The sequence below is a fragment of the Ammoniphilus soli genome, from assembly GCF_040813775.1.
This window is the reverse complement of the sequence record NZ_JBEGDL010000008.1, coordinates 1-26,731: the sequence shown is the minus strand read 5'-3', so window position 1 is coordinate 26,731 and position 26,731 is coordinate 1. Positions and strand designations below refer to the sequence as shown.

Sequence of the window (26,731 nt, the reverse complement as noted above, 5' to 3'; positions counted from 1 at the left end):
ACTTTTATTCGAAAGGAATTATTTTATCATGTTTAAATTGAAAAGAAAGACGATTTTACTTTCGGTTATGAGTCTTCTCATGTCTGCCGCTCTTCTTGGATGTTCGGAGAAGGAAACGGCAACGATATCTCAAGAGGGAACAGAGCAAACGGAGAAATCCATCACGCTATCCTGGCCGAGGGATATCGGGACGATGAATCCTCATGTTTACAATCCTTCGCAATTGATAGCACAATCGATGATTTATGAGCCATTGATTAGCTACAAAGAAGGAGGAGAGCTGGCCCCCCATCTTGCCGAATCATGGTCCATATCGGAGGACGGCAAAGAGTATACCTTCAAGCTCCGCCCAAATGTGAAATTTTCGGACGGGACGCCTTTTAACGCCGCCATTGTGAAAAAGAATTTTGATGCTGTGATGAAAAACTCCAAATTACATAGCTGGCTCGGTGTCATCAATGTCCTGGAAAAGACCGAGGCCGTGGATGAGCTGACATTCAAAATGACCTTGAAGGAACCTTATTATCCCGCATTGCAAGATTTGTCGCTGGTACGTCCTGTTCGATTCCTAGGTGAGGCCGGATTCCCGGATGATGGAGACACTTCGAAGGGAGTAAAAGAACCAGTAGGGACCGGGCCTTGGATGCTCGCCGATTACAAGAAAGACGAATATGCGATGTTTACCCGCAACCCGAATTATTGGGGAGAGAGCCCAAAGATCGAAAAAGTAACCGTAAAGATCATTCCGGATGCAGAGACGCGCGTGATGGCTTTTGAAAAAGGGGAATTGGATTTGATCTATGGAGAAGGCGTCATCAGTATGGATTCCTTCAATCAATTGAAAGAGTCCGGCCAATACGCAACGGAGCTGTCCGAGCCTGTCGGAACAAGAAATTTGCTGTTAAATACATCAAATGAAAAGCTAGCTGACTTGCGAGTGCGTTTAGCCCTGCAACATGGATTTAACAAGCAAGCCATGGTGGAAGGCATCACACTTGGTTTGGAGGAGAAAGCGGACAGCATCTTATCCAAAAACTTCCCGTATACGAATATTGATGTCGAACCCATTGAATACAATGTGGAAAAAGCGACTGCTTACCTCGAAGAGGCAGGCTGGAAGCTGCCTCCTGGAAAAACCGTACGGGAGAAGAACGGTCAACCACTTGAGCTGGAATTGATCTACGATAAGACGGACCCGATACAAAGGGCGATGGCGGAAACCGTGCAAGCCGAATGGGGAGCGATCGGTGTCAAGCTGAACATTACGGGAGTTGAATTGACGGTTCAAATTCAACGACGCAAAGCAGGCGAATTTGACATCGATTTTTGGTACAACTTCGGAGCGCCATATGATCCTCATTCTTTTATCAATGTTGTGGCAGAAAAAGGATGGGGTGTTTCGGAAGCCCATTCCAGCTTGCCTATGAAACAAGAGCTGGATCAGCAAGTTAAGGAGGCCCTTGCCTCTACGGATGAGAAAAAGCGACAAGAGCTATATGGCTCCATCCTGAAGACCCTGCAGGAGCAATCGGCTTTCGTTCCCATCTCTTATATCAAGAAAACCGTTGTTTACCAGAATGGTGTGAAAGACTTTAACTTCCCGGCTAATCGGGATGAACATCCATTCTACGGGATTGATACGAGCAAGTAATGGGTAGGGAGGCCATTCATGGTTAGCTATATCGCGAAGCGGATCCTCGCTATCATTCCCATTGTACTCTTTGCCATTCTCATCATGTTTTTACTTATCCGCATGTCACCAGTGGACCCGGCTGAAGCGTATTTGACCGCAGCCCATATTCATCCGACGGAGGAGATTCTGGCTGAGAAAAGGCAGGAATTCGGTTTGGATCAGCCTCTGATCGTACAATATGCACAAACTGTCATGAAGATTTGCCGACTTGATTTCGGCAAATCTTATCTTACGAATGAGCCGGTCTGGGATGAGGTGACGGCCAGAATGCCTGCAACGATCCAACTCGCTGTTAGCAGTATTTTAGTGGCTGTCATCATTAGTATCCCACTAGGTTTTTTGTCAGCGGTGTACAAGAACAGCCTGATTGATACGTTCAGCAGGCTGCTCTCGTTCTTCGGCGCTTCCATTCCACAGTTTTGGCTCGGATACTTATTGATTTTTTTCTTTTCTGTCAAACTCGATTTGTTTCCGGTAGAAGGAAGAGGATCGTGGGAGCATTTGGTGCTGCCGACCCTCACGTTATCCTTGGCATTGATCGCGATCTATACCCGGCTGCTGCGTGCAAGTGTGCTGGAACAATTGCAGGAGTCTTACGTTTTATACGCGAGAACGAGAGGGATAAAAGAAAGAGTTATTATGGTAAAGCATGTGCTCAAAATTGCCATTTCACCGGTGATTACGGGACTGGGTATGAATATGGGCAAATTGCTCACCGGAACGATTATCGTGGAGCAAGTTTTTTCCTGGCCGGGGTTTGGACGCTATTTTGTGGATGCGATTTTTAATCGGGATATTCCAGTGATCCAATGCTACGTGTTCCTAGCCGCTTGTCTGTTCATTGTGTGCAACCTCATTGTGGATCTGGTGCAATTATACATGGATCCCCGTATTTCATGGAAAGGAAGGACCGACCATTGATTGCGAGTGTTCGTATCGTTCTCAAAAGTGAGAAGACCGTGGTCGTTTGCTCGGTCATTTTATTGATTTTATTCTTTATTACCATTATGGCACCATGGATTGCTCCGAATGATCCCATTCAGGTGAATTTGGCGCTTAAGCTGCGTCCGCCATCGTGGGAATATCCGTTGGGTACGGACCATTTGGGACGCTGCAATTTTTCGCGCATTCTATTTGGGGCCCGTGTTTCACTAGGATTTGCCTCCTTAATTTTCATCGCTTCTTTAGGGATCGGATTGATGGTTGGGACGATTGCCGGTTATAAAGGAGGCTGGATAGATATTGGATTGATGCGGTTCTGCGAAGGGGTCATGGCATTTCCGAATCTCGTGCTCGTTCTTGGGTTAGTGGGATTATTAGGCCCTGGACTGTGGCAGGTGGTTTTGGCCTTAATGATGGTGCAGTGGGTATATTATGCCCGCATGTTTCGCAGCATGGTTGTTAGTTTGAAGGAGCAGAATTTTATTACGGCAGCTCGAATAAGCGGTTCTTCGCCATGGAAAATTATCCGACGGCATATGATCCCAAATGTGCTTCCTCCAATACTGGTAATGGGAACTCTGGAAATGGGGTGGGCGATCATGGACATTTCCGCGCTGTCGTTTCTAGGGCTTGGCATTCAGCCGCCAACACCGGAGTGGGGAGCGATGATTCACGAAGGGAAAGCGTATATACGAAGCCAACCAGAATTAATGCTCTATCCGGGTATTATGATTTTGCTTGTTGTCATGACGTTTAATGTGTTGGGCGAAGCTTTATCAGATCGATTTGGTGTAAAACGACGTTATTAAAAAGGAATGAGGCTATTGATGGAGGAACATCGCCATGTTTTGCAGGTGAGCGGTCTACATGTCAAGGTAAAGTCGGAACAGGGAATACTGCCCTTGGTTCAGGATATTCATTTTGAGATCAAACCCGGCGAGGTGCTTGGACTTGTGGGAGAAAGCGGCAGCGGAAAAACCATCACCTGTATGTCTCTGCTGCAGCTCCTGGATCGGAAAACAACCTGTGTGGAAGGAAGTATCCGATTGCATGGCCGTGAGATCAATGGCTTGGGGGCGGAGGACATGCGGACCATTCGCGGGAAAGAGATCGGCTTCATTATGCAAAATCCCATGAATGCCTTCACACCGGTGCATACGATCGGTGATCAATTCATCGAAACAATCCGAACCCATTCCGATCTCACGAAAAAACAAGCGATCGAGTTGGCGGCAGACTCTATGGATGCTGTGAATCTGCCCCAGCCTCTTGAGCTTATGCGGAGGTATCCTTTTCAACTGAGCGGAGGGATGCTTCAGCGGGTAATGATTGCGATATCGATGTGCCTGCGTCCATCCGTGGTCATTGCTGATGAACCGACAACAGCCTTAGATGTGACGAACCAATTGCAAGTACTGAGGCAGTTGGATCGACTTCGTTCAGAATGTGGGACGTCCATTCTTTTGATTTCGCATGATTTGGGTGTAATCTCAGAACTCGCTGACGAAGTGGCTGTAATCTATAAGGGACGGATCGTAGAAAAAGCGGATGTTTTCCAGCTATTTGATCATCCCCAGCATGAATATACGAAAAAACTTTTACATGCAAGGCCGGCCTTACCGTTTAATGAACAGATCAAGAAGTTAGTTTGATCAACGCCATAGCAAATGATGCGAAAAAGGAGGTGACTCCCATGAGTTTGCTGCAAGTAAAGGAAGTTACCTATAGCTATGGTTCATCTCGTTTCCTTTGGCGCTCGTCTCGGCAATCCGCCATTCTTTCGAATGTTTCCCTTTCCATAGAACAAGGAATGTGCATGGGGCTTTTAGGCGCCAGCGGAGCAGGAAAAAGCACGTTGGGCAGAGTGATCCTTGGATTGGAAAAGCCACAAAAGGGCTTGGTTCTTTTTCAAGGACAAGATCTCTATCACACGGACCCGCACACCCGCAAACGGCTTCGACGAGATCTTCAAGTGGTGTTTCAGGACTGTTACTCGTCGGTAAATCCACGGATGACGGCGGAACAGATTATCGGAGAACCCCTGGAAAATTACGAGAGACTGTCTGCCACCGAACAAAAAAGAACAATAGCGGAATTACTGGAACAGGTCGGGCTAAAATCCGAGGATATGAAAAAGTATCCTCGTCAATTTAGCGGCGGACAGCTGCAAAGAATCAATATAGCAAGAGCCATCGCTTTAAAACCGAAGCTGATTGTATTAGATGAGTCGGTAAGCAGTTTGGATATGGTGAATCAGACGCTTATTTTGAGTTTATTAGGTGAATTAAAGTCAGTATTTGGCCTTTCTTACCTTTTTATCACCCATGACATTAAAGCGGCCTACTCCATTTCCGATACCTTGGCTGTGATGGAGAAAGGGGAACTGGTCGAACTATGTTACGATAAAAATCAGGTTTTTGCTTCGCACCATCCCGCTGTGAAAAATCTGATTTCATCCATTCTACCTGAGCATCCTAGACATCGCTCCATTTCTTCGGGTCGAAACCCTATACGACATGCGCGAAGCGAAGCAAATTAAGCTGTGATGTATGCAACCAAACATAGTGAATAATAAATATAAAAAGATCGTCCGACTCTCTGAGGACGATCTTTTTATATTTTATAGAGTATAACACTACATACTAAATCAACCCAAATTTGACGTGGTAAAATGTCAAATCAACTAAGAACAAATTATAGAGGTGTATTAAGAAATGGGGGGTGGTGTGAGTGTTTTTTTCTTCTGCAACGTAATAGTAAAACAATGTGTCGTAAAATACTTCGTTAAAATACACGTATTTTTTTTGTAGTTAAAAAAACGGACCATTTTATTTAACAGAATGTCCAATGAACAACTAGTCAAAATATTATTTAATAAGTGTAGAGCAAAGATATAGAGTTTTACAAATATCAGCGAAAATAAGTAGGAGAAAGGATACCTAATCTTATGGATATCAAATCAGTCTTAACGCCCAATCATATTATACAAAAGATGTATATTGATGGACAATGGGTTGCAAATGAAACCGGTGACACGAGAGAAGTTATCAATCCTGCAAATCGTGAGGTTATCGGGATTGTTACGGAAGGTTCAGTGGAAGATGCAAGAAAAGCTATTGAGGCTGCGCGAAGAGCGTTTTATGAAGACGGCTGGATGAACAGCAAAGCAAGGCATCGTGCAGAGCTTTTGCTCCAAATATCAAACAAATTGGAAGAAAGAAAAGAAGAGTTTGCTTATTTAGAGACACTAGATAATGGGAAAACGTTGAGAGAGTCGATTAATGATGTTGAAGATGCAGTAAACCAACTACGTTATTATGCTGGTTTAGCAACAAAGCCTCATGGTCAAACCTATGATGTTCCGGATGATATTCAAGCTATGGTTGTTCGCGAACCGATTGGTGTAGTGGGTCTTATCGTTCCTTGGAATTATCCTTTGGTAATGGCAAACCAAAAAATTGCAGCTGCTATTGCTGCTGGATGTACAGTGATCATTAAACCAGCTCAGCAGACACCTCTTTCTGTGATTCGTTTGTTTGAGATTATTGATGAAGTTGGATTCCCGCCTGGTGTTGTTAATTTGGTATTAGGTGCTGGAAGTAAGGTCGGAGCAGAATTAGTCAGAAATCCGGATGTAGATAAAATCTCCTTTACCGGAGGTACCGATACAGGGATTAGGTTAATGAAATCGGCAGCAGATACGGTTAAAAAGATCAGTTTAGAGCTGGGTGGAAAATCACCTAATATCGTCTTTGCGGATGCTGATTTAGAAACAGCCATCGATTATGCCCTGTTTGCCATATTCGCCAATCAAGGTCAAGTGTGTTCGGCGGGTTCACGTTTATTGCTGGAAGAAAGTATATATGAAAAATTTGTACCTGAACTCGTAGAACGGGCTAAGATGATCAAAGTCGGACCAGGTTGGGTAGACGGTATTGAAATGGGACCTCTCGTTTCAGAAGACCATATGAATACAGTACTTGATTATGTAGAGATTGGCTTGAAAGAAGGTGCGACACTTCTTTGTGGGGGAAAGCGTATATTTGAGGGTGGCTTATCAGATGGTTATTTTGTAGAACCTACCATATTTACAGATACGAGACCGGATATGAGAATTGTTCAGGAAGAAATTTTTGGCCCCGTATTAGTCATTCAAACCTTCAAAACAGAAGAAGAAGCCATTCAATTAGCAAATGGCACAGAATTTGGTTTGGCTGCTGCGGTCTTTACCAATGATGGAGCTAAAGCTCATCGTGTAATTCGTCAAATGCGTGCAGGTATCACTTGGATTAACACCTACCATCCAACGTTCAATGAGGCGCCGTGGGGTGGATACAAGAAAAGTGGAATAGGCAGAGATTTAGGCACCTATGGATTTGAAGAATATCTTGAAACCAAACAAATTAATGTGAATTTAAAAGTAGAACCATCTGGCTTCTTTAAAGGTAAAAACGAATAATAAAATCGATTTTTACCCCTCTGCAAAAAAAAATCATAATAACTACATCTTTTGAGGAGGTTTTGATAGTGCTATGTTAAAACTTCCGCATCAGACATGTCATAGGTATGCTGGGAGGGATCAATAATGAAAAGTTTTGACGTTATCGTCATTGGAGCCGGGGTCATTGGGTCTAGCGTAGCCTATCATCTAGCCAAAAAGGGTCTAGAGGTTGCCTTAATCGAAAAAGGTGGAGTTGCATCAGGAACTTCCAGCAGATGTGATGCAGTGGCATTAATTTGTGATAAAAAACCCGGTATTGATACGGAAATTGGCTATGCAAGTATCCAGCTGTTTAAACAATTAGCGAGGGAGTTTTCGGTTGATTTTGAATTCTCTTCGCGGGGAAGTTTATATGTTTGTGAAACGGAGAAAGAACTGGAAATTGCCAGGGATTATGTTTCCCAACAGGTTAAAGATGGTTATGATATGCGAATGGTTGATAGGAATGAATTGCAGGAAATTGAACCCTATTTAGCCGATGATTTAGCCGGTGGGATCTGGACAGAAGTGGATTCGTCCATGAATCCATATAAATTATGTTACGCGTTTGTTGAAGAGGGAAAAAAGCTAGGCTTGAAAGTTTATGACTATCATGCTGTGCAGAATATTACATTGGATGAAAAAGGAAGAGTTAATAGCGTCGTAACGGACCGAGGTACCTTCAAAACAAAAAGGATTGTTAATTGTGCCGGCGTATGGTCCCCTAAAATAGCAGATATGGTTGGGGTTCATATACCCATTAAGCCGAGAAAAGGCATGGTATTAATATCTGAGAAGACGCCGTTAAAGGTGGCAAAGCAAAAAGTTCATGAATTCGGATACATGTTATCTAAATTCGAAGATATTCAGTTTAAAAGAAATGTAAGTGAATTAGTGGAAAAACATAATGTTGCTTTTACGATCGAGCCTACTGATGCAAATAACTTTTTAGTAGGAGGGCATCGGGCATTTAAGGGTTTTAACATTCAATCAGAAATCGAAGTTATGCGTGCCATAGCAGAGAGAGCCATTCGCTTCTTGCCTGTACTGAAAGAATTAAACTGCATAAGGGCTTATGCAGGAGTAAGACCTTGGGTGGAAGACCACCTTCCTATCGTATCGGAAGTAGAAGAAGTACCAGGGTTCTATATTGCTAGTGGACATGAAGGAGATGGAATTAGCATGTCTCCTATCACTGGAAGAATGGTAGCCCAGCTCATAACAGGTGAGCCAACAGATTTTAACATTGATAAACTGAATTTTTCGAGATACAAGAAAAAACAAGTTGTCAATATCTGAAACTAATGAATGCAAACAAAAATTAAACTAATATAGGTTAATAATAGGAGGAATATATTATGAGTATTGCACCAAAAGGAATTTTTGTACCATTAATTACCCCATTCAATGATGATGAAACCATTGATTTTCAGTCTTATAAGAAAGTAATCGACTTTCAAATCGAAAACGGAGTCCATGGCCTTCTGGTTGGAGGCACAACAGGAGAATACCATGTGATGTCATTAGAGGAACGCAAAAGTTTAATCAAGGCTGGCTGCGAATATGCCGCAGGAAGAGTACCTGTTATGGCGGGTGTTGGATGCACTACGGCCAAGGAAACAATCGAACTTGCCAATTATGCTGCAGAATGTGGCGCTAAATGGGGATTGGTTCTACCTCCTTATTATCATAAGACAAGTGAAGAAGGAATTCGTGAATTTTTCAAGGAAGTAGCTGCAAAGTCAAATGTAGGCATCGTCATCTACAATTATCCGGGTGCAACCAGCGTTAGCATTTCGCCTGAAATGATTTATGAGTTGAGTCAGGAAGAAAACATTGTAAGTGTCAAAGAATCTGCAGATTTTGGTCACCTATGCCAGGTTGTTGCTTTGACGAAGGATGTTGAAAACTTTACTGTATTTACCGGTGAAGAACACTTTATACTTCCTACTTTCTCCATTGGAGGACAGGGTGCTTTTGGAATCCTCGTTAATTTGCTTCCTAAAGAACTTGTAGAGCTTTACGAACTGGTAGTGGAGAAGAGCGACATAAATGCCGCACGTGATTTGAATCGGAAATTATCAGGTATTTATGGCTTAATGGAGGCGGAAGGTAATCCATATCCAGGCCCGGTAAAAGCAGGCATGGACATGATCGGAATTAAAGGAGGAAAAGTGAGAAAGCCTTTAACACAACCTACAGACGAGTTAAAAACAAAGATTGAAGAGGAACTGATAAAGTTAGGATATAAAGTTAATAGTCTTGCATTGAGGTAACGGATTTTAGGTAATAGTTTGCAGTGTAATCTAAGGGGGTGTGAAATTTGACTACCAAGAAATTAGTTGAAGGAAGAGAATATGGGTATTTAGATAAGCATCAAGATAATCGAATCATCACGATGAAAAAAGGTCAATATGTGTCCGGCTATTCGGTTGGCATCCTTTATTTGGATGAATGCTGGTATCCTGTATTGCCAGGTAATGTCGCCAATTTGGGTACGTATGACTTTCCGGTACGATTAAAGGTGGTTCCGAACTGTAATCAAGCCAGAATTCATGCTGGGGATCCCACCCTTTTGGATGATATTATCAAAGCCGCGCAAGAATTTGAAGCGGAAGGCGCTCGAGCCATAGCGGCAGCGTGTGGATTCTTTGGCAACTTTCAAGACAAAGTGGCAGCATCAATTAATATTCCTGTGTATCTGTCCAGCGTTGTTCAAGTACCGTGGATTAAAACAGGTCTTAAGCCTACACAGAAAATTGGAATGCTGACAGCAGATGCGCATGGCATTACTCCTAACTTATTTAAAAGCTGTGGAATAGATGACCCGAGCATTTGTGTCGTGAAAGATTTGGGGAGATTACCTGAATTTTCCGCGATTATCGAGAGTAGAGGAACCTTTGATAATGAGATCGTGAGACAAGAAGTAGTGGATGCGGCTATCAATATGGTGAATGAGAATCCGGACATTGGGGCTATTCTTTTGGAATGCAGTGACTTACCGCCTTATGCGGCTGATATTCAAAGGGCAGTACAGTTACCTGTGTTTGATTTTATAACGATGATCAGATGGGCTCATTATGCGACGAGTCAAAAACCGTATTATGGTTTTATCTAAATTGAATTAAGTCATTCATGATGTAAACGTAGGAGACATCAAACATTTCTTCTTATGTAAAAGTAGCTGTTCGTACAACTATTTTATAGCGTTTGAATGTTGATGTCTCCTTTTTTATAGCCTGTAATTCTATGAGACAACCTTGTTTTACATTTGATAATGGAGGACGATTTCTGTGAGCGAAGATCAAATCGTGATTTGCCGATGTGAAGAGATTACTTTGAAAGAAATTAGAGAGACAGTTGAGAATTTCCAATGTTCGTCACGTGAGGTCAAGCTAAGAACACGTGCGGGGATGGGGTTTTGCGGAGGGCGTACATGCCGTGGAATGATTGATCGGATGGTGGCTCAATTAAGCGGGAAAGTTGAATCTAACCAAGTATCGATGAGCTACCGTCCTCCTGTACGTCCTGTTACATTTGGTGTACTGGCAGGTGAAGACAAATGAAATCAATGAGAATAATTGATCATCCGGTTCTTGGAAAGCTTGAAGAAAAAAAGGAAGTCAAGTTTACGTTTGATGGTAAAACATTTTCGGCTTATGAAGGGGAAACAATTGCAGCGGCTCTCCTGGCCCATGGAGTGCGTACGTTGCGAAGCCATGAAGAAAAGAAAACTCCACGAGGCATTTATTGCAATATTGGCCATTGTTTCGAATGCAGAGTCAAGGTAGATGGAAAGAGTGTCGTTCGCTCCTGTCTAACTCCTGTGACAAATGGTATGAGTGTCGAATCAGGCATGCTTAATGTTTCATCCTCTACGAAAGGAGTAAAGCCATGATTGATCTTGTCATTGTTGGTGCAGGGCCTGCAGGATTATGTGCGGCTATCGCTGCTGCTGAAAACGGATTAAAGGTGTGCATACTAGATGAGTTTGTTAAGCCGGGGGGGCGTTTGCTCGGCCAATTGCATCAAGAACCAAATGGTTACTGGTGGAACGGAATTGAGGAAGCGCGTAAGCTCCATGAGAAAGCGGTTCAACTAGGAGTAGATATCCACTTAGGTGTAACGGTATATGATTTACAAAAAGTTGAAAATGAATGGTTCGTTTATACGAGCGAAAAAGTCTTTGAATCACGGTGTTTATTGCTTGCCACTGGAGCATCAGAGGCTCCTATTCCTGTTCCAGGGTGGACGTTGCCGGGTGTAATGTCCATAGGTGCAGCACAAGTAATGAGTAATGTTCATCGGGTAAAGCCGGGAGAAAAATGTGTCGTTGTGGGAGTGAATGTACTTTCCCTCGCGATTGCAAGAGAACTGCAATTATGCGGCGTGGATATTGAAGGGATCTTGCTACCGCATCCAAACTTAGTATCTGGAGAGTCTGCGGATCCAGAACAGGTGATGCAGTCGCTTCTTCGATTAGCTCACTTGGCACCTTCTCCTTTCATCCGATTTGGTGGAAAGTGGGTAACTCCAAAACTAGCGGTTCAATTTTTCCCGAAAAAAGGGTTTAAAATGTGGGGAATTCCTATACAAGTTCGAAGCAGGGTTCTAAGCATACTTGGGGAAAAACAAGTGGAAGCCGTACGTGTCGCTCATGTTACTCCTAGTGGTGATATTATTCCTGGAACGGAAAAAGACATATCTGTAGATTTTGTTTGCATTGCTGGTGGGCTTACGCCATTATCGGAACTTGCTGCAGTTGCTGGTTGTCCATTTCAGTATTTCGCTGAATTGGGGGGATATATTCCTCTGCATAATGAATACATGCAGACCGATGTTCAAGGGTTATATGTAGCAGGCAATATCACAGGGATAGAAAGCGCTAAGGTAGCAATGGCACAGGGTAAAGTAGCTGGTCTTTCGATTTCAAAAGATCTCAAAGCTTTAAATGATATTTCAAAAATAGAGGATGCCGTTAAGAATGTGGCGGTAACCAGACGCAATGCTATTATACAATTCCATCCAGGAATCGAAAAAGCGCGCACCGAACTTCACCATGAATTTTCTCGATCTCGTGGAAAAATGATCTCTGTGTAATAAGACAGTGTTTCGGGAAGAGGTGGAAAGTGTGCAATCATCAAGGGCTTTACCGTATATTGCATTAGTAATTGCTGTAATGGCAGTATCTACATCGGCAATTCTTGTAAAGCTGACAACGGCACCAGCTGGGATTATTGCATTCTATCGTTTATTATTTGCTTCATTATTACTATTGCCTTATTTTCTATTGAAATGTTTACCTGAGCTTAAGACTTTCTCAAAAAAGGAATGGATTTATTCGTTTGCTTCAGGGCTCTTATTAGCTACCCATTTTATCCTATGGTTTGAGTCTTTAAACTACACATCGGTTGCAAGTTCAGTCGTGCTTGTCACTCTCCAACCTCTGTTTTCATTTGCAGGAACGTACTTTTTCTTTAAAGAAAGTATTTCTTTTAAGGCGGTCATGGGTGTAATTGTAGCGATCATCGGAAGTGTAGTGATAAGCTGGGGAGATTTAAGTGTAAGCGTTCGGGCATTATTTGGTGATTTATTAGCATTGGCGGCATGTGCGATGGTAACTGCATTTTTTCTGTTTGGGCAGCATATTAGAAAGACCTATTCATTAACGGTTTACACATTTATTGTTTACAGTTTTAGTGCAGTTATTTTATTTTTATACTGTCTTTTATTAGACTATCCGTTTTTGGAATACCCGACAAGCGACTGGGTTTACTTCTTATTGCTTGCCATTATTCCAACGCTTTTTGGCCTTTCCTTGTTTAACTGGTCTTTGAAATGGGTAAGTACGAACATTGTTTCTGTGTCCATTTTACTAGAGCCTGTTGGTGCCATTATCTTAGCTTATATTATATTGGGAGAGACGATCATATTATTCCAAATCATCGGCGGGTCAATCATTGTATTAGGTATACTGATGTTTGTACTTGATAAAAAAGTGAATCATCCATTGAAAACAGAGTCCTAGACGTTTCCTTACCATAAACGGCTAAGCAGTTATATTTATTTATAACTGAGAATTCTTGAATACAGAAGGAGAGGTTACTATGAGTATTTGCGGGAAAAAGGTAGTGGTACTCGGAGGAAGTTCGGGTATGGGTCTTGCTACGGCACAAGCAGTTGCCGAACAAGGGGGACATGTCATTATTGCAAGTCGATCAGAGCAAAAATTAAAAAATGCAGCAGAGAAAATCAAGAAAAATGTTGAGACCTATGTATTAGATGTAACGGATGAAAAAGCGGTACAAGAGTTCTTTGATAAAGTAGGGAGTTTTGATCATCTAGCTTCAACAGCTGCCGGAGGTCCATCGGGCGACTTTTTGGAGTTGCCGATTTCAGAAGCGAAAAAAACATTTGAATCCAAGTTTTGGGGACAGTACTATGCTGCTAAATATGGTGCACCTTCTATTAATCCAGGAGGTTCCATTACGTTTTGCACAGGTATTTTATCTAATAGACCTTCAAAAGGATTTTCAATTCTTTCATCTATTAATGGAGGGATAGAGGCCTTAGCGCGAGCCATCGCCATAGAGCTAAGTCCGATACGAGTCAATGTGGTATCGCCTGGAATTGTCGATACTCCTCTTTGGGGTGGTTTACCAGAAGAAGAACGGAAAGCATATTTTCAGTCCGTTAGGAATCAATTGCCTGTAAAAAGAATGGGAAAACCTGATGATATTGCTCATGCCATGCTTTATTTAATGACAAATGAGTTTACTACAGGTACGGTTCTCGAGGTGAATGGTGGACATTTTTTAGTATAGCTGAAAAAAAGACGTGTGCTTCCTACATAAAAGGAAATATGCGTCTTTTTTCATAGCAAAATAGAAATACCGGTGATAGCCGGTATTTCTTTGTTTTATACATTAAAACGATTCGGATATAGGAATTCGTATGAGTACAAAGCTAAGTGAATGGTTAATCGATTTTCCGGAGACATAAATTCTTTTCCAAGGAACTCTTCGATTTTTTCCAATCTATAATAAAGGGATTGTCTCACGATGTGAAGGTCATCAGCTGTTTGTTTTTTTGAACCGCCGTTTTCTAAGTAGACTTTCATTGTGCGAAGAAGATCGCTGCCTCTCACCCTATCTTCTTCAATCAATGTTCCAAGATGATGATGAACGAAGGACTCGAGCATATTTTTTTCATTGAGGTCAATAAGCAGTTGAAAAAAACCAAGATCTTCATAAAAAATAAATGATTTCTTATACTGAGAACGAATAGATAATGCTTTTATCGCCTCTTCGTAGCTCCGATGCGCTTTTTTAAACCCAACATAGGTTTGTCCGACTCCGAAAAACAATTGAAAATCCCCTAGTTTTTTTTCCATGCTCAAATTTGCTATATAGCTCAATACGTATTGCAACCTTTCTTTATCTGATGATTTTTCTTTTGTTTTTTCATTTAAATTCAATGCTAATACAATGAGTCGATTGTTTTTGAGCGTAATAAAAGGCAGGAAGGCATGCTGTTTAAAAACGGAACGAACGATTAACGAAAGATGGGAGCCTGCCAAATCAATGGAGTCCATGGAAGAATTATGAGCATTATTGGTTGGTTTCTCCAATTCAATGATACAAACACGGCAGCTCATTTCATTCCATTTTTTATAATCCGGACCGACGAACTCCTTTATTTGCATATCATCTTCCATTCGATTATGCAGCAGATCATCTACCCATAGATTTTCTGTATGAAGTTTTCGTTCCTCAACGTAGCGTTGTCGCAACAACTCTTGTGAAATGGATAATGATGCTGACTCTATTACTAAAGAGTGATATTCATGTGGCTCCTGGTCACTTACCATAGCTATAAACGCCCAGGTTTGTCCCATCGCTCCTACTGGCTGCAGCAGAATGATTTTATCCTCTTTTTTTAGGCTATAGGGAGGGGGACTCGTTTTTTGATGCATTAAAACCTGTACCTGGTCAGAGAGAAAGTTTACCAATTTATGTTGGGCACGATGTTCCATACTCGGTGTAACATAAGGTTTTCCCTCAAGCGGAAGATAGATGATTTGCGTTTGCGTGCTTGTATGAAGCAACTTAAGAACATCCGTAGTTCCCTGGGAGGTTAGCGATAAACGGTGAAATTCGCGCGATACACTTTCAAGATTTTGCAGCATTTTATACTGGCCATTGATGATCAAAGGATGGAGGTCAAGTGTTATATCAACAAAACGCACCATTTCAGGGAATATAATCAATGGAAAATTATTCCGATTGGCAATATCAATCATTTCATCTGGAATAGATTGCAAATATTCTCCCATTTCGATACATAAGCAGGAGACATTAAGGTCTATTAGCTTTTGCATGTAGTGGACTACGTTATCTTCTCCCAAATGGAACCCAATCCCGGATGTCAAAATCATTTCTTCGCCATGAATTAATGCATAGCTAGCGAAATTTGAGATTTCAAGTACGTGAACCCAGCGAACACGACGTTGAAGTCCATTTTCCCCTGCGATCACTCGTGCTTGCTGAAAGAGCGGACGCTTGATTACATCATGTAAAGTTAGTATAAATTCGTTGTCCAAATTATTCATCTCCACTCTAGTCTTGTCTATTTGTCTAAACCATTCCCGATTACATGTTTTTACTTGAAGCTATGATACATCACTTCTTGATAAATATTCAAGGTGACTATAAGAAGGTTCTTATGGTTAATACATATCAGTATCTATCTTTTTTATCTTAAAGGTAATACCGAGTATGTTAAAAATTAATGGTGTTTTTTTTACTCTTTGTCTAATGAAGGTCATTTGAATGATTAGTATATTTAATATATAGAAAAAAAACAAACGACAAGGAGCGTAGATCTTATATGATTATCGGTGTACCGAAAGAGATAAAAAATAATGAAAACCGGGTTGGCATGACTCCGGCTGGTGTAACGGCTTTTAACAAGAGTGGACATGAAGTATGGATTGAGACGGGTGCGGGGTTAGGCAGCGGATTTGCGGATAACGATTATGAAGCAGCAGGTGCAAAGATTGTATCCACAGCTAAAGAAGCATGGTCGGCGGAGATGGTTGTAAAAGTAAAAGAACCGCTGCCTGAAGAATATGGCTATTTTCGTGAAGGTTTAATTCTTTATACGTATCTGCATCTCGCCCCAGAAGCTGCATTAACCAAGGCTCTGGTGGATAATAAGGTTATTGCTATCGCATATGAAACGATTCAACTTGAGAATGGAGCACTTCCGTTGTTAACTCCCATGAGTGAAGTTGCAGGAAGAATGTCGATTCAGATTGGGGCTCAGTTTTTAGAAAAGTCCAAAGGCGGCAAAGGAGTTCTCCTAGGTGGTGTCCCAGGTGTGTCCCCGGCAGAGGTTGTTATTGTTGGTGGAGGGATTGTTGGGACGAATGCAGCAAAAATGGCTGTTGGTTTAGGTGCAAGTGTCACTTTGCTTGACATCAACCCGGATCGTTTACGTCAATTAGATGACCAGTTTCAAGGCCGTTTAAAGACGTTAGTTTCCAACAGCTATAACATTGCGGAAGCCGTAAAGAAAGCTGACTTACTTGTTGGTGCTGTTCTTATTCCAGGTGCAAGGGCTCCTCGATTGGTGACAGAAGAAATGGTTAAAACGATGCAACCAGGTTCCGTCATTGTTGATGTTGCCATTGACCAAGGGGGATCGATTGAAACCATTGATCGAATCACGACGCATAGTGAACCTACGTATGAAAAGCATGGGGTTATCCACTATGCAGTTGCCAATATGCCAGGAGCAGTAGCGCGAACGTCGACAATAGCCTTAACCAACGTGACGGTTCCATATGGTATACAAATTGCAAACAAAGGTTATAGACAAGCGGCATTGGAAAATAAAGCACTAGCTAAAGGCTTTAATGTAATGGAAGGTCAAGTAACCTATAAATCTGTAGCTGAAGCTCATGGATATACGTATTCTCCTATAGATGAGTTGTTAAATAAAGAACTTGTTGGTGTAAAGTAAATTAGTTTATCCAATGAAATTTTTCAATATTTAGTCTTTGGTATTGACATTATTACAAAACTATATTCGGAGAACATGGAGGTAGGTTGTTTATGACAGTTGTAGAAAAAGTTAAGCATTTAAAAAACTTTATCGGTGGTGTCTGGGTGGAATCTACATCCGGTCGCTATGAAGAAGTAAAGAACCCGGCTACTGGCGAAACGATTGCTTATGTACCACTATCTAGCAGAGAAGAAGTTGACCAAGCGGTAAAATCAGCAAAAGAAGCTTTCAAACTATGGAAGCAAGTGGCGGTACCGCGTCGGGCTCGTATTCTGTTCAAATATCAACAGCTTCTTGTTGATCATTGGGAGGAACTTGCTCGCCTCATTACGATGGAAAACGGAAAAAGTTACGAAGAAGCATACGGCGAAGTACTGCGCGGCATTGAGTGCGTTGAATTTGCTGCAGGTGTTCCTACATTAATGATGGGATCACAGCTTCCTGATATTGCAACGGGTGTGGAGTCAGGAATGTATCGTTATCCAATAGGCGTAGTCGGTGGTATTACTCCATTCAATTTTCCGATGATGGTACCTTGCTGGATGTTTCCGTTAGCTATTGCCTGCGGTAATACCTTTGTATTAAAGGCTTCCGAACGTACACCGCTACTCGCTAATCGTCTAGCTGAGTTATTTGTACAGGCGGGACTTCCGGCGGGTGTCTTGAGTGTCGTGCATGGTGCTCATGATGTAGTCAATGGATTGTTGGAACATCCAGAAGTAAAAGCGATCTCCTTTGTAGGTTCGCAGCCTGTAGCAGAATATGTTTATAAAACAGCAGCTGCTCATGGCAAACGGGTTCAAGCTTTAGCGGGTGCAAAAAATCACTCGATTGTGATGCCGGATGCGGATCTTGACTTAGCGGTTCAGCAAATTATCAGTGCGGCATTCGGTTCTGCAGGTGAACGATGCATGGCATGCTCGGTTGTTGTTGCTCTAGATGATATTGCGGATGAACTTGTTGCCAGATTGAAAAAAGCTGCGGATGAAATCAAAATCGGCAATGGGCTTGACGAGGGTGTATTTTTAGGTCCTGTGATCCGTGATTCTCATAAAAATAGAACCATTGGATATATTGAAGCCGGTCAAAAAGAGGGTGCAGCGCTTGTCCGTGATGGAAGAGAGGATCATGAAACGGATGGTCAAGGATATTTTGTAGGGCCTACCATTTTTGATCATGTGACAACGGATATGTCGATTTGGAAAGATGAGATTTTTGCACCAGTACTATCCGTTGTACGCGTGAAGGATTTGGATGAAGCGATTGCTCTTTCCAATCGATCTGAATTTGCTAATGGTGCATGTCTCTATACCGATAGTGCAAAAGCGGTACGGCAATTCCGCGAGGAAATGGATGCGGGAATGCTTGGAATCAATATGGGTGTTCCTGCTCCGATGGCATTCTTCCCATTCTCCGGATATAAGAATTCATTCTATGGTGATCTCCACGCCAATGGCCGTGATGGAGTAGAGTTCTATACCCGCAAGAAAATGTTAACGGCACGTTATTAATTCGAAAGGGGTACATTGCAATGATTACGTCTCAAAATAAAACCGAAGAGCTAATTGCTAAAGATCGCAAGTATCTATGGCATCATATTGTACCTTATAATGAAGCGGTTCCTCCCACGGTCGCTGTAGAGGCTGAAGGATCTTGGATCACAGATATTAATGGAAAGAGATATCTCGATGGGATGTCCGGCTTATGGTGCGTCAACGTAGGATACGGAAGAGAAGAATTGGCTCAAGCTGCCTATGATCAATTAAGAACCATGCCGTATTTCCCATTGGCTCAAAGCCATGTTCCAGCTATTCAATTAGCCGAAAAATTAAATGAGTGGCTTGAGGGAGAATATGTCATCTTTTTCTCCAACAGTGGTTCTGAAGCCAACGAAACGGCCTTTAAAATAGCGAGGCAGTATCATCAACAAAATGGAGAACCAGGCCGGTATAAATTCGTGTCCCGTTATCGTGCCTATCATGGGAATTCCATGGGTGCTTTGGCTGCGACTGGCCAAGCTGTGCGAAAATACAAATATGAGCCGCTGGCACCGGGTTTTGTTCATGTGCGTCCACCAGACAGTTATCGCCGTCCGGCTGGCCAAAGTGTCGAAGAATTTAATTTGCAATGTGCTCAAGCTATTGAAGATACCATCATTTGGGAAGGAAAAGAAACGGTGGCTGCTGTGATTATGGAGCCTGCCATTACAGGTGGCGGTATCATTGTGCCCCATCCGGTCTATATGGAAAGAGTGCAAGAGATCTGCAATAAACACGGGGTTCTGCTCATTATTGACGAGGTCATTTGCGGTTTTGGCCGTACGGGGAAAAAATTTGGCCATATGCACTTCAATATGAAACCCGATATTATCACTTTGGCCAAAGGTTTGACTAGTGGATATCTACCCCTTTCCGCTACTGCGGTTCGAAAAGATATTTACGAAAAATTCAAAACCTCTGAAGAATTTGGTTATTTCCGCCACGTGAATACATTTGGTGGAACGCCAGCGGCTTGTGCACTCGCTCTTAAGAATTTGGAAATCATGGAACGGGAAGACCTGGTTGAACGTGCACGTATCTTAGGTGAACGTCTCAGAGCAGAGATGATGGAACTGGAAGATCATCCGTTTGTAGGCGATATTCGTAGCTTTGGGTTTTTGCTTGGAATTGAGCTAGTTGAAGATAAGGTGACCAAAGAGCCTGCTGCAGCAAAAGTTGGCAAAGTGATAGCTGAATGTAAAGCCAACGGATTGATTGTTGGTCGAAATGGGGATACGGTGGCTGGCTATAATAACGTCCTTGCTCTATCTCCTCCGCTATCTGCTACGGATGAAGATTTGGATTTCATTATCGCTACGTTGAAGAATGCCATTCAAAATTTACAGTAAAATTTAAATCAAGCATGAAATACTGCTATTCTTGCTGATATCGTTGATATCAGCAAGACATGGAGTATTTGATACTCTATTAATCATGGATATTTCTTAACAACTCCATTACCCTTTTACCTGGGCTATCTTCATTTGTCCAGGTATTTTTTTAACTTCTTACATAGCAATTCAAAAGAGGAGGAGGATTTATGAGATGGTCACGAAAAATTAGTGTGGTAGGTGTACACGCAGAGGGGGAGGTGGGAAACGTAGTTGTGGGCGGTGTTCCACCGATTCCAGGTAGAAACATGTTTGAAAAAAAGGAATATATGGAGTGTCACATGGACGAAATAAGACAGATGTTACTGTTCGAGCCTCGCGGAGGCCCATTTCATAACGCCAATATTCTGTTGCCGCCTAGTGACCCACAGGCAGATATGGGCTTTATTATCATGGAAAGTACGGAATATCCGCCTATGTCTGGTTCCAATACGATTTGCGTGGCTACTGTACTCTTGGAGACAGGAATATTGCCTATGCAGGAGCCTATCACGAAGTTAGTCCTCGATGCTCCTGGAGGGTTGATTCGTGTCGTTTGTACTTGCCACAACGGGAAGGTGACGCAGGTTGAACTTACGAATGTACCAGCTTTTGCTATCCATCTCGATGCTTGCATCGAAGTGGCCGGAATTGGTACCATCACGGTCGACACGTCATATGGTGGCATGATGTTTGCTCATGTGAATGCTCAAAAACTCGGGTTTCGGATTTCTCCGGATGAGGCTCATGAAATGTGCCTGGTAGGTCAGAAAATCAAAAAAGCAGTGAATGAACAGCTTACAGTCGTTCATCCAGAAAATGAAAAGATCCGTGAAGTTTCAAATATCATTTTTGAAGGCTCGGTTGAGCGAGTTGAATCCGGCCTAGTAAGTAAAAACGGTACAGTAGTTCTACACGGACGGCTGGATAGGTCACCGTGTGGGACGGGTACTAGCGCTCGTTTAGCCGTAATGGCAGCAAAGGGGATTATTCATAAAGGTGAGAGATTTGAAAATCAATCGATTACTGGAACAAAGTTCGTAAGTCGTATTGTTCATCATACTAAGGTGGGTCAAAAAGATGCAGTGGTACCTGCCATTGCTGGTCAAGCATGGATTACGGGCATCATGGAGCTGGGAATTGATCCTACAGATCCATTTTCATATGGCCACCGGGTAAGTGACATTTGGTTTTAGAAAATGTTAGACAAGGGGGAGGTGCAACAGCAGCAATGAATACGATGGAAGGTAAGATTGTTGTCATTACTGGTGCAGGAAGTGGTTTGGGAGCTTCTTTAGCTAAAAAGTATGCTGAACTAGGTTGCCATGTATGTTTGCTTGGACGCACAAAAACAAAGCTTATTCGAATAGCTGAAACATTAAATTATAAACATTCTATTTATGAAGTGGATGTCTCATCAAAGAATGATGTGACAAAGGTATTTCAACTCATCAACGAAGAAGTAGGATCCATCGATCTGTTGATTAATAACGCAGGGGTTGGCTACTTTGATTTGGCAGAAAATTTAAACGGTGAAGCAGTCCATCAAATGATTGACATTAATTTAAAAGGAACCATCTTTTGTACTCAAGAAGTATTAAAAGACATGAAGACGCGAAATCAGGGTCAAATTGTCAACATAGTTTCGTTATCTGGTAAAAGAGGACAAGTAAACGAATCGGTTTACTGTGCAAGTAAATTTGGAGTGAGAGGGTTTTCTGAAAGCTTAGTGCTTGAATTAAAGGATACCTCTATTCAAGTTTTCGCAGCATATATGGGGAATATGAAAACCGAATTGTGGGGGGACGATTATACGATAGAGATGACAAAGGGTTTTATGGATCCCGATGATGTTGCGGATATTATCATAGAAAGTATAAAACCACGAAAATACTTGGTAGTGGAAGAAGTAAACATAAAAAATAATCCCTTACTAGGGTAACAAATAAATAGATGATTAAATAATAGACTATCAGCATAAGCAACTCTCTTATAAAAATCGAGGGCTGCTTATTATTGTTTTGGATGTTCTTCAAGATAAGAACATCAGGTTTAATATCTATATTTTAGCAATAATCTTGTTAGATTTAATACGTAAAAAAAAATGTAAAATCCATTTCACACTGTGTCCAATGATATGAATTCCAAGAATTATTATATTTATATAAATAAGAATTTTAAAATATGAAGTGAAAATTTTTCATTCAAGATGTTGAGTTTAATCTTCTGTTATTAAATGACTGGGGGATTAGATTTACATAATAATTTTACAAGGGGGGGGAGAATGAAGAAAAGAATGATATAAGCAGCTCTTCTACCATGATTAAGCTATTTGCTGAATACTTGTGGTAGTAGAGTGAAACAAGTGAAAATACAACACCTAGTAGATGAATCAGGATCACAAGAAAGTAAGGTTGCTACTGAACTTAACGCTTATTTGATACCTTGAGGAGGAATGTTATGGAAGCTATTATAAATTGGTTGAATGGGTTGGTTTGGAGTTCGGCATTAGTTTATAGTTTCCTAGGAATAGGGTTGTTTTACTCAGTTTCTACTCGCTTTCTTCAGTTAAGGTATATAAAGGACATGGTAAAACTAACATTCGAAGGCGATGTTTCCAAGGCTGGGGTTAGCTCATTCCAAGCATTGTCCATGTCATTGGGCAGCAGGGTAGGGACGGGAAATATTGCAGGTGTAGCTACTGCGATAGCATTTGGGGGACCAGGTGCGGTTTTTTGGATGTGGGTGATGGCCATTTTGGGAAGCGCTACTTCATTTATAGAAATAACACTTACCCAAGTGTATAAAAGCAAACAAGACGGCGAATATCGTGGAGGTCCACCCTATTACATTGAGAAAGGTTTGAAAATAAAATGGTTTGCTTTATTGTTCGCCATTGTCACGGTGGTTGTAACCGGTCTCCTATTACCAGGTGTACAGGCTAATACGATTGCTCTCGCAATGGATAGTGCATTTGGGATAAAGCCTGCCGTTACGGGGATTGTTATAGTCGCCGTTCTTGGAGCCATTATTTTCGGTGGTGTCAAACGGATTGCAAAAGCAGCAGAGATCGTGGTTCCATTTATGGCGATTGGCTATGTTTTAGTTTGTATCATCGTCATTGTTCTAAACATTTCCCAGTTGCCCAGTGTGGTTTTACTTATCATGGAAAGCGCTTTCGGCGTGGAAGCTACCTTTGGAGGAATGCTTGGTTCCGCAATCGCTTGGGGGGTTCAGAGAGGTGTTTATTCAAATGCCGCAGGGGTAGGTAGTGAAACCTTTGAATCGGGTGCTGCGGAAGTCTCCCACCCAGCTAAACAAGGTTTGGTTCAGTCCTTTTCTGTCTATATCGATACCTTGGTTATTTGTTCGGCAACCGCATTCATGATCCTTCTTACGGGAATGTATAATGTAAAACCTGAAGGGCAGGCAGCCATTGTAAATAAACTAGGCGATGTCGAACCTTCAATGTACACGCAAGTAGCAGTTGAATCGGTATTACCGGGATTTGGCGCCTCTTTTCTTGCCATTGCCCTCTTATTTTTTTGTTTTACTTCGATTATGTCTTATTATTATAAGGCGGAAACAAGCCTTGCCTATATTAATGGTAATCGAAAAATAAAACTGGTTTGGCCAAAGTTTGCTTTAAAGATTGTTTTATTGTTCGCTACCTATTTGGGTACTGTAAAAACGGCTACGCTAGCATGGGCGATGGGAGACTTAGGTTTAGGAAGCATGGCCTGGTTGAATATGATTGGTATCTTGTTTTTAACAAGGACCGCATTAAAAGTACTACAAGATTATGAAAACCAGAAGAAATCGGGTAAAGATCCTGTATTCGATCCGGTGAAGCTAGGAATTGAAGGGGCAGATTTCTGGGAGAAAGAGTATAAGGAAAGCTATGTAGAAAACTTTAATGAAAATCAACGGAAGCCAAAATCCATTTCCTCTTAATATTTTAAAAATGAAAGCATTAGGTAACAACCATTACTCAAGATTTGGGTATGGTTGTTTCTTTTTTGTTTAAATGTGTAAAAAAATAAGGAATCTATTTTAACTTAATGTCTAATGAATGTGTGAATACTGTGTTTTATACTTATATTATATTAATTTAACTTGTTTCCATTTATTAAAGCGTTTATAAAAATTGGAACAATAAATCAAAATGTTTACGAAAGGGGAGATGCTTTATGTTTTATTGGAAAATAATAGATGATAATAAATTAATGAATATCTACCATGAGGCAGTGAATTTAAAATTAGATGATAATTTTATTAAATTGTTAACTGATGAAATTGAACAACGATCAATTAAGCATTTACTTAATGTTTGCAGCTAAAATTCAAACAAATCTTTTACTTCTTGGAGATCTTCTTAACCAAGGGTTCAATGTACAAAGTCGAAATAATCGCTTCAAAACGTTGGGTAGGTTGTATCCCATATAATTCTTGGATGCCAAGAAGGCTTCTTTGTGTATAATGGACACAGGGATTGACTATCCAATTTCTTGAATTTTGGTCGCGCTTAACTTATTCGAGATTTGGGGAGGTACTCCTTTTCTATGCCTGAAAACCTTAAGCTACTTACGCTCAGATTTATGAAATGGATTCAATTATTGATATCTATGTAACAAGATGTCCAATGATAATAGTTTGAATAAACATAAAATTAAATTTAGTAAGTATAAAAAGGTGATCAAAGTCTATGGAACTTATTGTAAACTCGTTAAAAGAGTTTGTTTGGAATCCAGCATTGGTTTATATATTTTTAGGAATAGGGGCGTTCTACTCCATTTCTACTCGATTTGTTCAGTTAAGATGCGTTAAGGATATGATAAAACTAACGTTTGAAGGCGGTGCTTCCAATGCCGGAGTAAGCTCTTTTCAAGCATTATCCATGTCATTGGGAAGTAGAGTCGGGACAGGAAATATTGCAGGAGTGGCTACTGCGATTGCATTTGGTGGACCTGGCGCAGTTTTCTGGATGTGGATCATGTCTTTTTTAGGAAGCGCTACTTCGTTTATAGAAATAACACTTACACAAGTGTATAAAAGCAATCAAGAAGGTGAATATCGGGGAGGTCCACCTTATTATATTGAAAAAGGGTTGAAAATAAGATGGCTTGCTGTATTGTTTGCCATTATCACAATGATTGTGATGGGACTTCTATTACCCGGTGTACAGGCTAATACGATTGCTCTGGCAATGGACAGTGCATTCGCAATCACCCCTGACATTACTGGGCTCATATTAGTTGCTGTTCTTGGAGTCATTATTTTCGGTGGTGTCAAACGGATTGCAAAAGCCGCTGAAATCGTGGTTCCATTTATGGCGATTGGCTATGTTTTAGTTTGTATCATCGTCCTTGTTCTAAACATTTCTCAGTTGCCTAGTGTGATTTTACTTATCATTGAAAGCGCTTTTGGTGTGGAAGCCACTTTTGGAGGAATGCTTGGATCTGCAATTTCCTGGGGGGTTCAAAGGGGGGTTTATTCAAATGCATCGGGGGTCGGCAGTGAAACTTTTGAATCGGGTGCTGCAGAAGTATCCCATCCAGCTAAACAAGGTTTGGTTCAGTCTTTTTCTGTCTATATCGATAGCCTGGTTATTTGCTCTGCAACCGCTTTTATGATTCTTCTCACGGGGATATATGATGTGAAGCCAGAAGGGCAGGAAGCAATTGTTAATAAGCTGGGCGATATCGAACCGTCACTATACACCCAATTAGCGGTTGAGTCAGTATTACCAAGCTTTGGTGCCCCTTTTCTTGCGATTGCCCTGTTATTCTTTTGTTTTACTACGCTTATGTCCTATTATTACAAGGCGGAGACAAGCCTTGCTTTTATTAATCGCAATCGAAATATAAAACTGGTTTGGCCAAAGTTTGCTTTAAAGATTGTTTTATTGTTCGCGACCTATTTGGGTAGCGTGAAAACGGCTAAGCTAGCATGGGCGATGGGAGATTTAGGTTTAGGAAGCATGGCCTGGTTGAACATGATTACTATTTTGCTGTTAACAAGGACAGCATTAAAAGTACTACGAGACTATGAAAGACAGAGGAAAGAGGGAAAAGATCCTGTATTCGATCCGGTGAAGCTAGGGATTGAAGGTGCTGATTTCTGGGAGAAGGAGTATAAGGAATACCCTGTAGAAAACTTTAAGGAAAATCAACGGAAGCCAAAATCTATATCCTCGTAGGAGGTTTCTCAATTCGATTTATATGCATATCAGAACCGTGATGGTACAAAATGATGCATAATACCCTTAATAACATTAATTTTTTGATAGTGTTAAAAAATCAAGAAATGGTTTTAACGTAATGTCTAATGAATGTTTGAATCCTAAGTACTATATTTAATTTAAGATCAATACACCTTGTTACTAATTATAAAGCGTTTTATTTAAACTGGGATGTTGTGTAAGGAGGGAATCAAATATTGGAAATGAATAGCCGGATTGAAACTTATGAAATGGAGCAAAAATGTACACCATTTAAAAATACAAGACAATGATAAACTTTGGTAAACAACATATTTATTTGAATCAATTTCATAAATATAAGCCTAGGTAGCTCAAGGGTTTTCAAGCATAGAAAAAGGAGTACCTCCCCAAATCTCGAAAAAGTTAAGTGCGACCAAA

23 protein-coding genes are annotated in these 26,731 nt (G+C 41.3%); 22 read left to right on the top strand and 1 reads right to left on the bottom strand.

All coding sequences use genetic code 11. The annotated features are described in order from the left end of the window. Positions 1 to 28: 28 nt before the first annotated feature. The 14 genes from nikA (at position 29) to ABLT31_RS16570 (ending at position 13,939) form a co-directional block, all read left to right on the top strand. On the top strand, positions 29 to 1,651 hold the full coding sequence (nikA, locus tag ABLT31_RS16635) for a nickel ABC transporter substrate-binding protein (protein WP_367753589.1): 1,623 nt from the start codon (positions 29 to 31) through the stop codon (positions 1,649 to 1,651). 18 nt (positions 1,652 to 1,669) lie between these two features. Further along, a complete protein-coding gene (gene nikB / locus ABLT31_RS16630) occupies positions 1,670 to 2,614 on the top strand; it encodes a nickel ABC transporter permease subunit NikB (RefSeq protein ID WP_367753587.1) in 945 nt (314 codons plus the stop codon). Continuing rightward, a complete protein-coding gene (nikC, locus tag ABLT31_RS16625; protein WP_462976504.1) occupies positions 2,590 to 3,444 on the top strand; it encodes a nickel ABC transporter permease subunit NikC in 855 nt (284 codons plus the stop codon). Before nikB ends, nikC begins: the two co-directional genes overlap by 25 nt. A gap of 18 nt (positions 3,445 to 3,462) precedes the next feature. Continuing rightward, positions 3,463 to 4,287 (top strand): nickel import ATP-binding protein NikD, encoded by an 825-nt coding sequence (gene nikD, locus ABLT31_RS16620; protein ID WP_367753585.1) that lies wholly within the window; start codon positions 3,463 to 3,465, stop codon positions 4,285 to 4,287. 41 nt (positions 4,288 to 4,328) lie between these two features. Continuing rightward, a complete protein-coding gene (nikE, locus tag ABLT31_RS16615) occupies positions 4,329 to 5,174 on the top strand; it encodes a nickel import ATP-binding protein NikE (RefSeq protein ID WP_367753583.1) in 846 nt (281 codons plus the stop codon). A gap of 408 nt (positions 5,175 to 5,582) precedes the next feature. Beyond that, positions 5,583 to 7,094 (top strand): aldehyde dehydrogenase family protein, encoded by a 1,512-nt coding sequence (locus ABLT31_RS16610; RefSeq protein WP_367753581.1) that lies wholly within the window; start codon positions 5,583 to 5,585, stop codon positions 7,092 to 7,094. Between the two features lie 126 nt (positions 7,095 to 7,220). After that, positions 7,221 to 8,414, top strand: a complete 1,194-nt coding sequence (locus ABLT31_RS16605; RefSeq protein WP_367753579.1) for an NAD(P)/FAD-dependent oxidoreductase — start codon at positions 7,221 to 7,223, stop codon at positions 8,412 to 8,414. Positions 8,415 to 8,473: 59 nt separating this feature from the next. Further along, positions 8,474 to 9,391, top strand: coding sequence for a 4-hydroxy-tetrahydrodipicolinate synthase (gene dapA, locus ABLT31_RS16600; protein ID WP_367753577.1), 918 nt, complete (start codon positions 8,474 to 8,476; stop codon positions 9,389 to 9,391). A 47-nt stretch (positions 9,392 to 9,438) separates the two neighbouring features. Next, entirely contained in the window at positions 9,439 to 10,233 is a 795-nt protein-coding gene (locus ABLT31_RS16595) for an aspartate/glutamate racemase family protein (protein WP_367753575.1), read from the top strand. 175 nt (positions 10,234 to 10,408) lie between these two features. Then, the gene (locus ABLT31_RS16590; RefSeq protein ID WP_367753573.1) at positions 10,409 to 10,681 is read left to right on the top strand and encodes a (2Fe-2S)-binding protein; all 273 of its coding nucleotides are present in this window, start codon (positions 10,409 to 10,411) and stop codon (positions 10,679 to 10,681) included. Then, the gene (locus ABLT31_RS16585; RefSeq protein ID WP_367753571.1) at positions 10,678 to 11,013 is read left to right on the top strand and encodes a (2Fe-2S)-binding protein; all 336 of its coding nucleotides are present in this window, start codon (positions 10,678 to 10,680) and stop codon (positions 11,011 to 11,013) included. Before ABLT31_RS16590 ends, ABLT31_RS16585 begins: the two co-directional genes overlap by 4 nt. Then, on the top strand, positions 11,010 to 12,215 hold the full coding sequence (locus ABLT31_RS16580; RefSeq protein WP_367753569.1) for an NAD(P)/FAD-dependent oxidoreductase: 1,206 nt from the start codon (positions 11,010 to 11,012) through the stop codon (positions 12,213 to 12,215). Before ABLT31_RS16585 ends, ABLT31_RS16580 begins: the two co-directional genes overlap by 4 nt. Before the next feature lie 31 nt (positions 12,216 to 12,246). Continuing rightward, positions 12,247 to 13,143 carry a DMT family transporter gene (locus tag ABLT31_RS16575; protein ID WP_367753567.1) on the top strand — a complete coding sequence of 299 codons (897 nt, stop codon included), beginning with the start codon at positions 12,247 to 12,249 and terminating at the stop codon, positions 13,141 to 13,143. Positions 13,144 to 13,198: 55 nt separating this feature from the next. Continuing rightward, positions 13,199 to 13,939 carry an SDR family oxidoreductase gene (locus ABLT31_RS16570; protein ID WP_367753565.1) on the top strand — a complete coding sequence of 247 codons (741 nt, stop codon included), beginning with the start codon at positions 13,199 to 13,201 and terminating at the stop codon, positions 13,937 to 13,939. Between the two features lie 95 nt (positions 13,940 to 14,034). Here the strand turns inward: ABLT31_RS16570 and ABLT31_RS16565 are convergent, their stop codons facing one another. Next, positions 14,035 to 15,726, bottom strand: a complete 1,692-nt coding sequence (locus ABLT31_RS16565) for a PucR family transcriptional regulator (RefSeq protein WP_367753563.1) — start codon at positions 15,724 to 15,726, stop codon at positions 14,035 to 14,037. A 278-nt stretch (positions 15,727 to 16,004) separates the two neighbouring features. Here ABLT31_RS16565 and ald point away from each other — a divergent pair, with 278 nt between their 5' ends. From ald to ABLT31_RS16525, 8 genes are all read left to right on the top strand, one after another. Continuing rightward, positions 16,005 to 17,141, top strand: a complete 1,137-nt coding sequence (ald, locus tag ABLT31_RS16560) for an alanine dehydrogenase (RefSeq protein WP_367753561.1) — start codon at positions 16,005 to 16,007, stop codon at positions 17,139 to 17,141. 92 nt (positions 17,142 to 17,233) lie between these two features. Then, positions 17,234 to 18,694, top strand: a complete 1,461-nt coding sequence (locus ABLT31_RS16555; protein ID WP_367753559.1) for a CoA-acylating methylmalonate-semialdehyde dehydrogenase — start codon at positions 17,234 to 17,236, stop codon at positions 18,692 to 18,694. Positions 18,695 to 18,714: 20 nt separating this feature from the next. Further along, positions 18,715 to 20,070 carry an aspartate aminotransferase family protein gene (locus tag ABLT31_RS16550; protein WP_367753557.1) on the top strand — a complete coding sequence of 452 codons (1,356 nt, stop codon included), beginning with the start codon at positions 18,715 to 18,717 and terminating at the stop codon, positions 20,068 to 20,070. 191 nt (positions 20,071 to 20,261) lie between these two features. After that, a complete protein-coding gene (locus ABLT31_RS16545) occupies positions 20,262 to 21,287 on the top strand; it encodes a proline racemase family protein (protein WP_367753555.1) in 1,026 nt (341 codons plus the stop codon). 35 nt (positions 21,288 to 21,322) lie between these two features. Beyond that, positions 21,323 to 22,033: an SDR family oxidoreductase gene (locus ABLT31_RS16540; RefSeq protein ID WP_367753553.1), complete on the top strand. Its 711-nt coding sequence runs from the start codon at positions 21,323 to 21,325 to the stop codon at positions 22,031 to 22,033. Between the two features lie 518 nt (positions 22,034 to 22,551). Further along, the gene (locus ABLT31_RS16535; protein ID WP_367753551.1) at positions 22,552 to 24,045 is read left to right on the top strand and encodes an alanine/glycine:cation symporter family protein; all 1,494 of its coding nucleotides are present in this window, start codon (positions 22,552 to 22,554) and stop codon (positions 24,043 to 24,045) included. 236 nt (positions 24,046 to 24,281) lie between these two features. Continuing rightward, on the top strand, positions 24,282 to 24,431 hold the full coding sequence (gene sda / locus ABLT31_RS16530; RefSeq protein WP_367753549.1) for a sporulation histidine kinase inhibitor Sda: 150 nt from the start codon (positions 24,282 to 24,284) through the stop codon (positions 24,429 to 24,431). Positions 24,432 to 24,796: 365 nt separating this feature from the next. Beyond that, positions 24,797 to 26,290 carry an alanine/glycine:cation symporter family protein gene (locus tag ABLT31_RS16525; protein WP_367753547.1) on the top strand — a complete coding sequence of 498 codons (1,494 nt, stop codon included), beginning with the start codon at positions 24,797 to 24,799 and terminating at the stop codon, positions 26,288 to 26,290. Positions 26,291 to 26,731: the final 441 nt, after the last annotated feature.

Bases quoted from the DNA above. Each gene is read 5' to 3' on its own strand.
- nikA (WP_367753589.1), top strand. From the start codon at position 29: ATGTTTAAATTGAAAAGAAAGACGATTTTACTTTCGGTTATGAGTCTT.
- nikB (WP_367753587.1), top strand. From the start codon at position 1,670: ATGGTTAGCTATATCGCGAAGCGGATCCTCGCTATCATTCCCATTGTA.
- nikC (WP_462976504.1), top strand. From the start codon at position 2,590: ATGGAAAGGAAGGACCGACCATTGATTGCGAGTGTTCGTATCGTTCTC.
- nikD (WP_367753585.1), top strand. From the start codon at position 3,463: ATGGAGGAACATCGCCATGTTTTGCAGGTGAGCGGTCTACATGTCAAG.
- nikE (WP_367753583.1), top strand. From the start codon at position 4,329: ATGAGTTTGCTGCAAGTAAAGGAAGTTACCTATAGCTATGGTTCATCT.
- ABLT31_RS16610 (WP_367753581.1), top strand. From the start codon at position 5,583: ATGGATATCAAATCAGTCTTAACGCCCAATCATATTATACAAAAGATG.
- ABLT31_RS16605 (WP_367753579.1), top strand. From the start codon at position 7,221: ATGAAAAGTTTTGACGTTATCGTCATTGGAGCCGGGGTCATTGGGTCT.
- dapA (WP_367753577.1), top strand. From the start codon at position 8,474: ATGAGTATTGCACCAAAAGGAATTTTTGTACCATTAATTACCCCATTC.
- ABLT31_RS16585 (WP_367753571.1), top strand. From the start codon at position 10,678: ATGAAATCAATGAGAATAATTGATCATCCGGTTCTTGGAAAGCTTGAA.
- ABLT31_RS16580 (WP_367753569.1), top strand. From the start codon at position 11,010: ATGATTGATCTTGTCATTGTTGGTGCAGGGCCTGCAGGATTATGTGCG.
- ABLT31_RS16565 (WP_367753563.1), bottom strand. From the start codon at position 15,726: ATGAATAATTTGGACAACGAATTTATACTAACTTTACATGATGTAATC.
- ald (WP_367753561.1), top strand. From the start codon at position 16,005: ATGATTATCGGTGTACCGAAAGAGATAAAAAATAATGAAAACCGGGTT.
- ABLT31_RS16555 (WP_367753559.1), top strand. From the start codon at position 17,234: ATGACAGTTGTAGAAAAAGTTAAGCATTTAAAAAACTTTATCGGTGGT.
- ABLT31_RS16550 (WP_367753557.1), top strand. From the start codon at position 18,715: ATGATTACGTCTCAAAATAAAACCGAAGAGCTAATTGCTAAAGATCGC.
- ABLT31_RS16545 (WP_367753555.1), top strand. From the start codon at position 20,262: ATGAGATGGTCACGAAAAATTAGTGTGGTAGGTGTACACGCAGAGGGG.
- ABLT31_RS16540 (WP_367753553.1), top strand. From the start codon at position 21,323: ATGAATACGATGGAAGGTAAGATTGTTGTCATTACTGGTGCAGGAAGT.
- ABLT31_RS16535 (WP_367753551.1), top strand. From the start codon at position 22,552: ATGGAAGCTATTATAAATTGGTTGAATGGGTTGGTTTGGAGTTCGGCA.
- sda (WP_367753549.1), top strand. From the start codon at position 24,282: ATGTTTTATTGGAAAATAATAGATGATAATAAATTAATGAATATCTAC.
- ABLT31_RS16525 (WP_367753547.1), top strand. From the start codon at position 24,797: ATGGAACTTATTGTAAACTCGTTAAAAGAGTTTGTTTGGAATCCAGCA.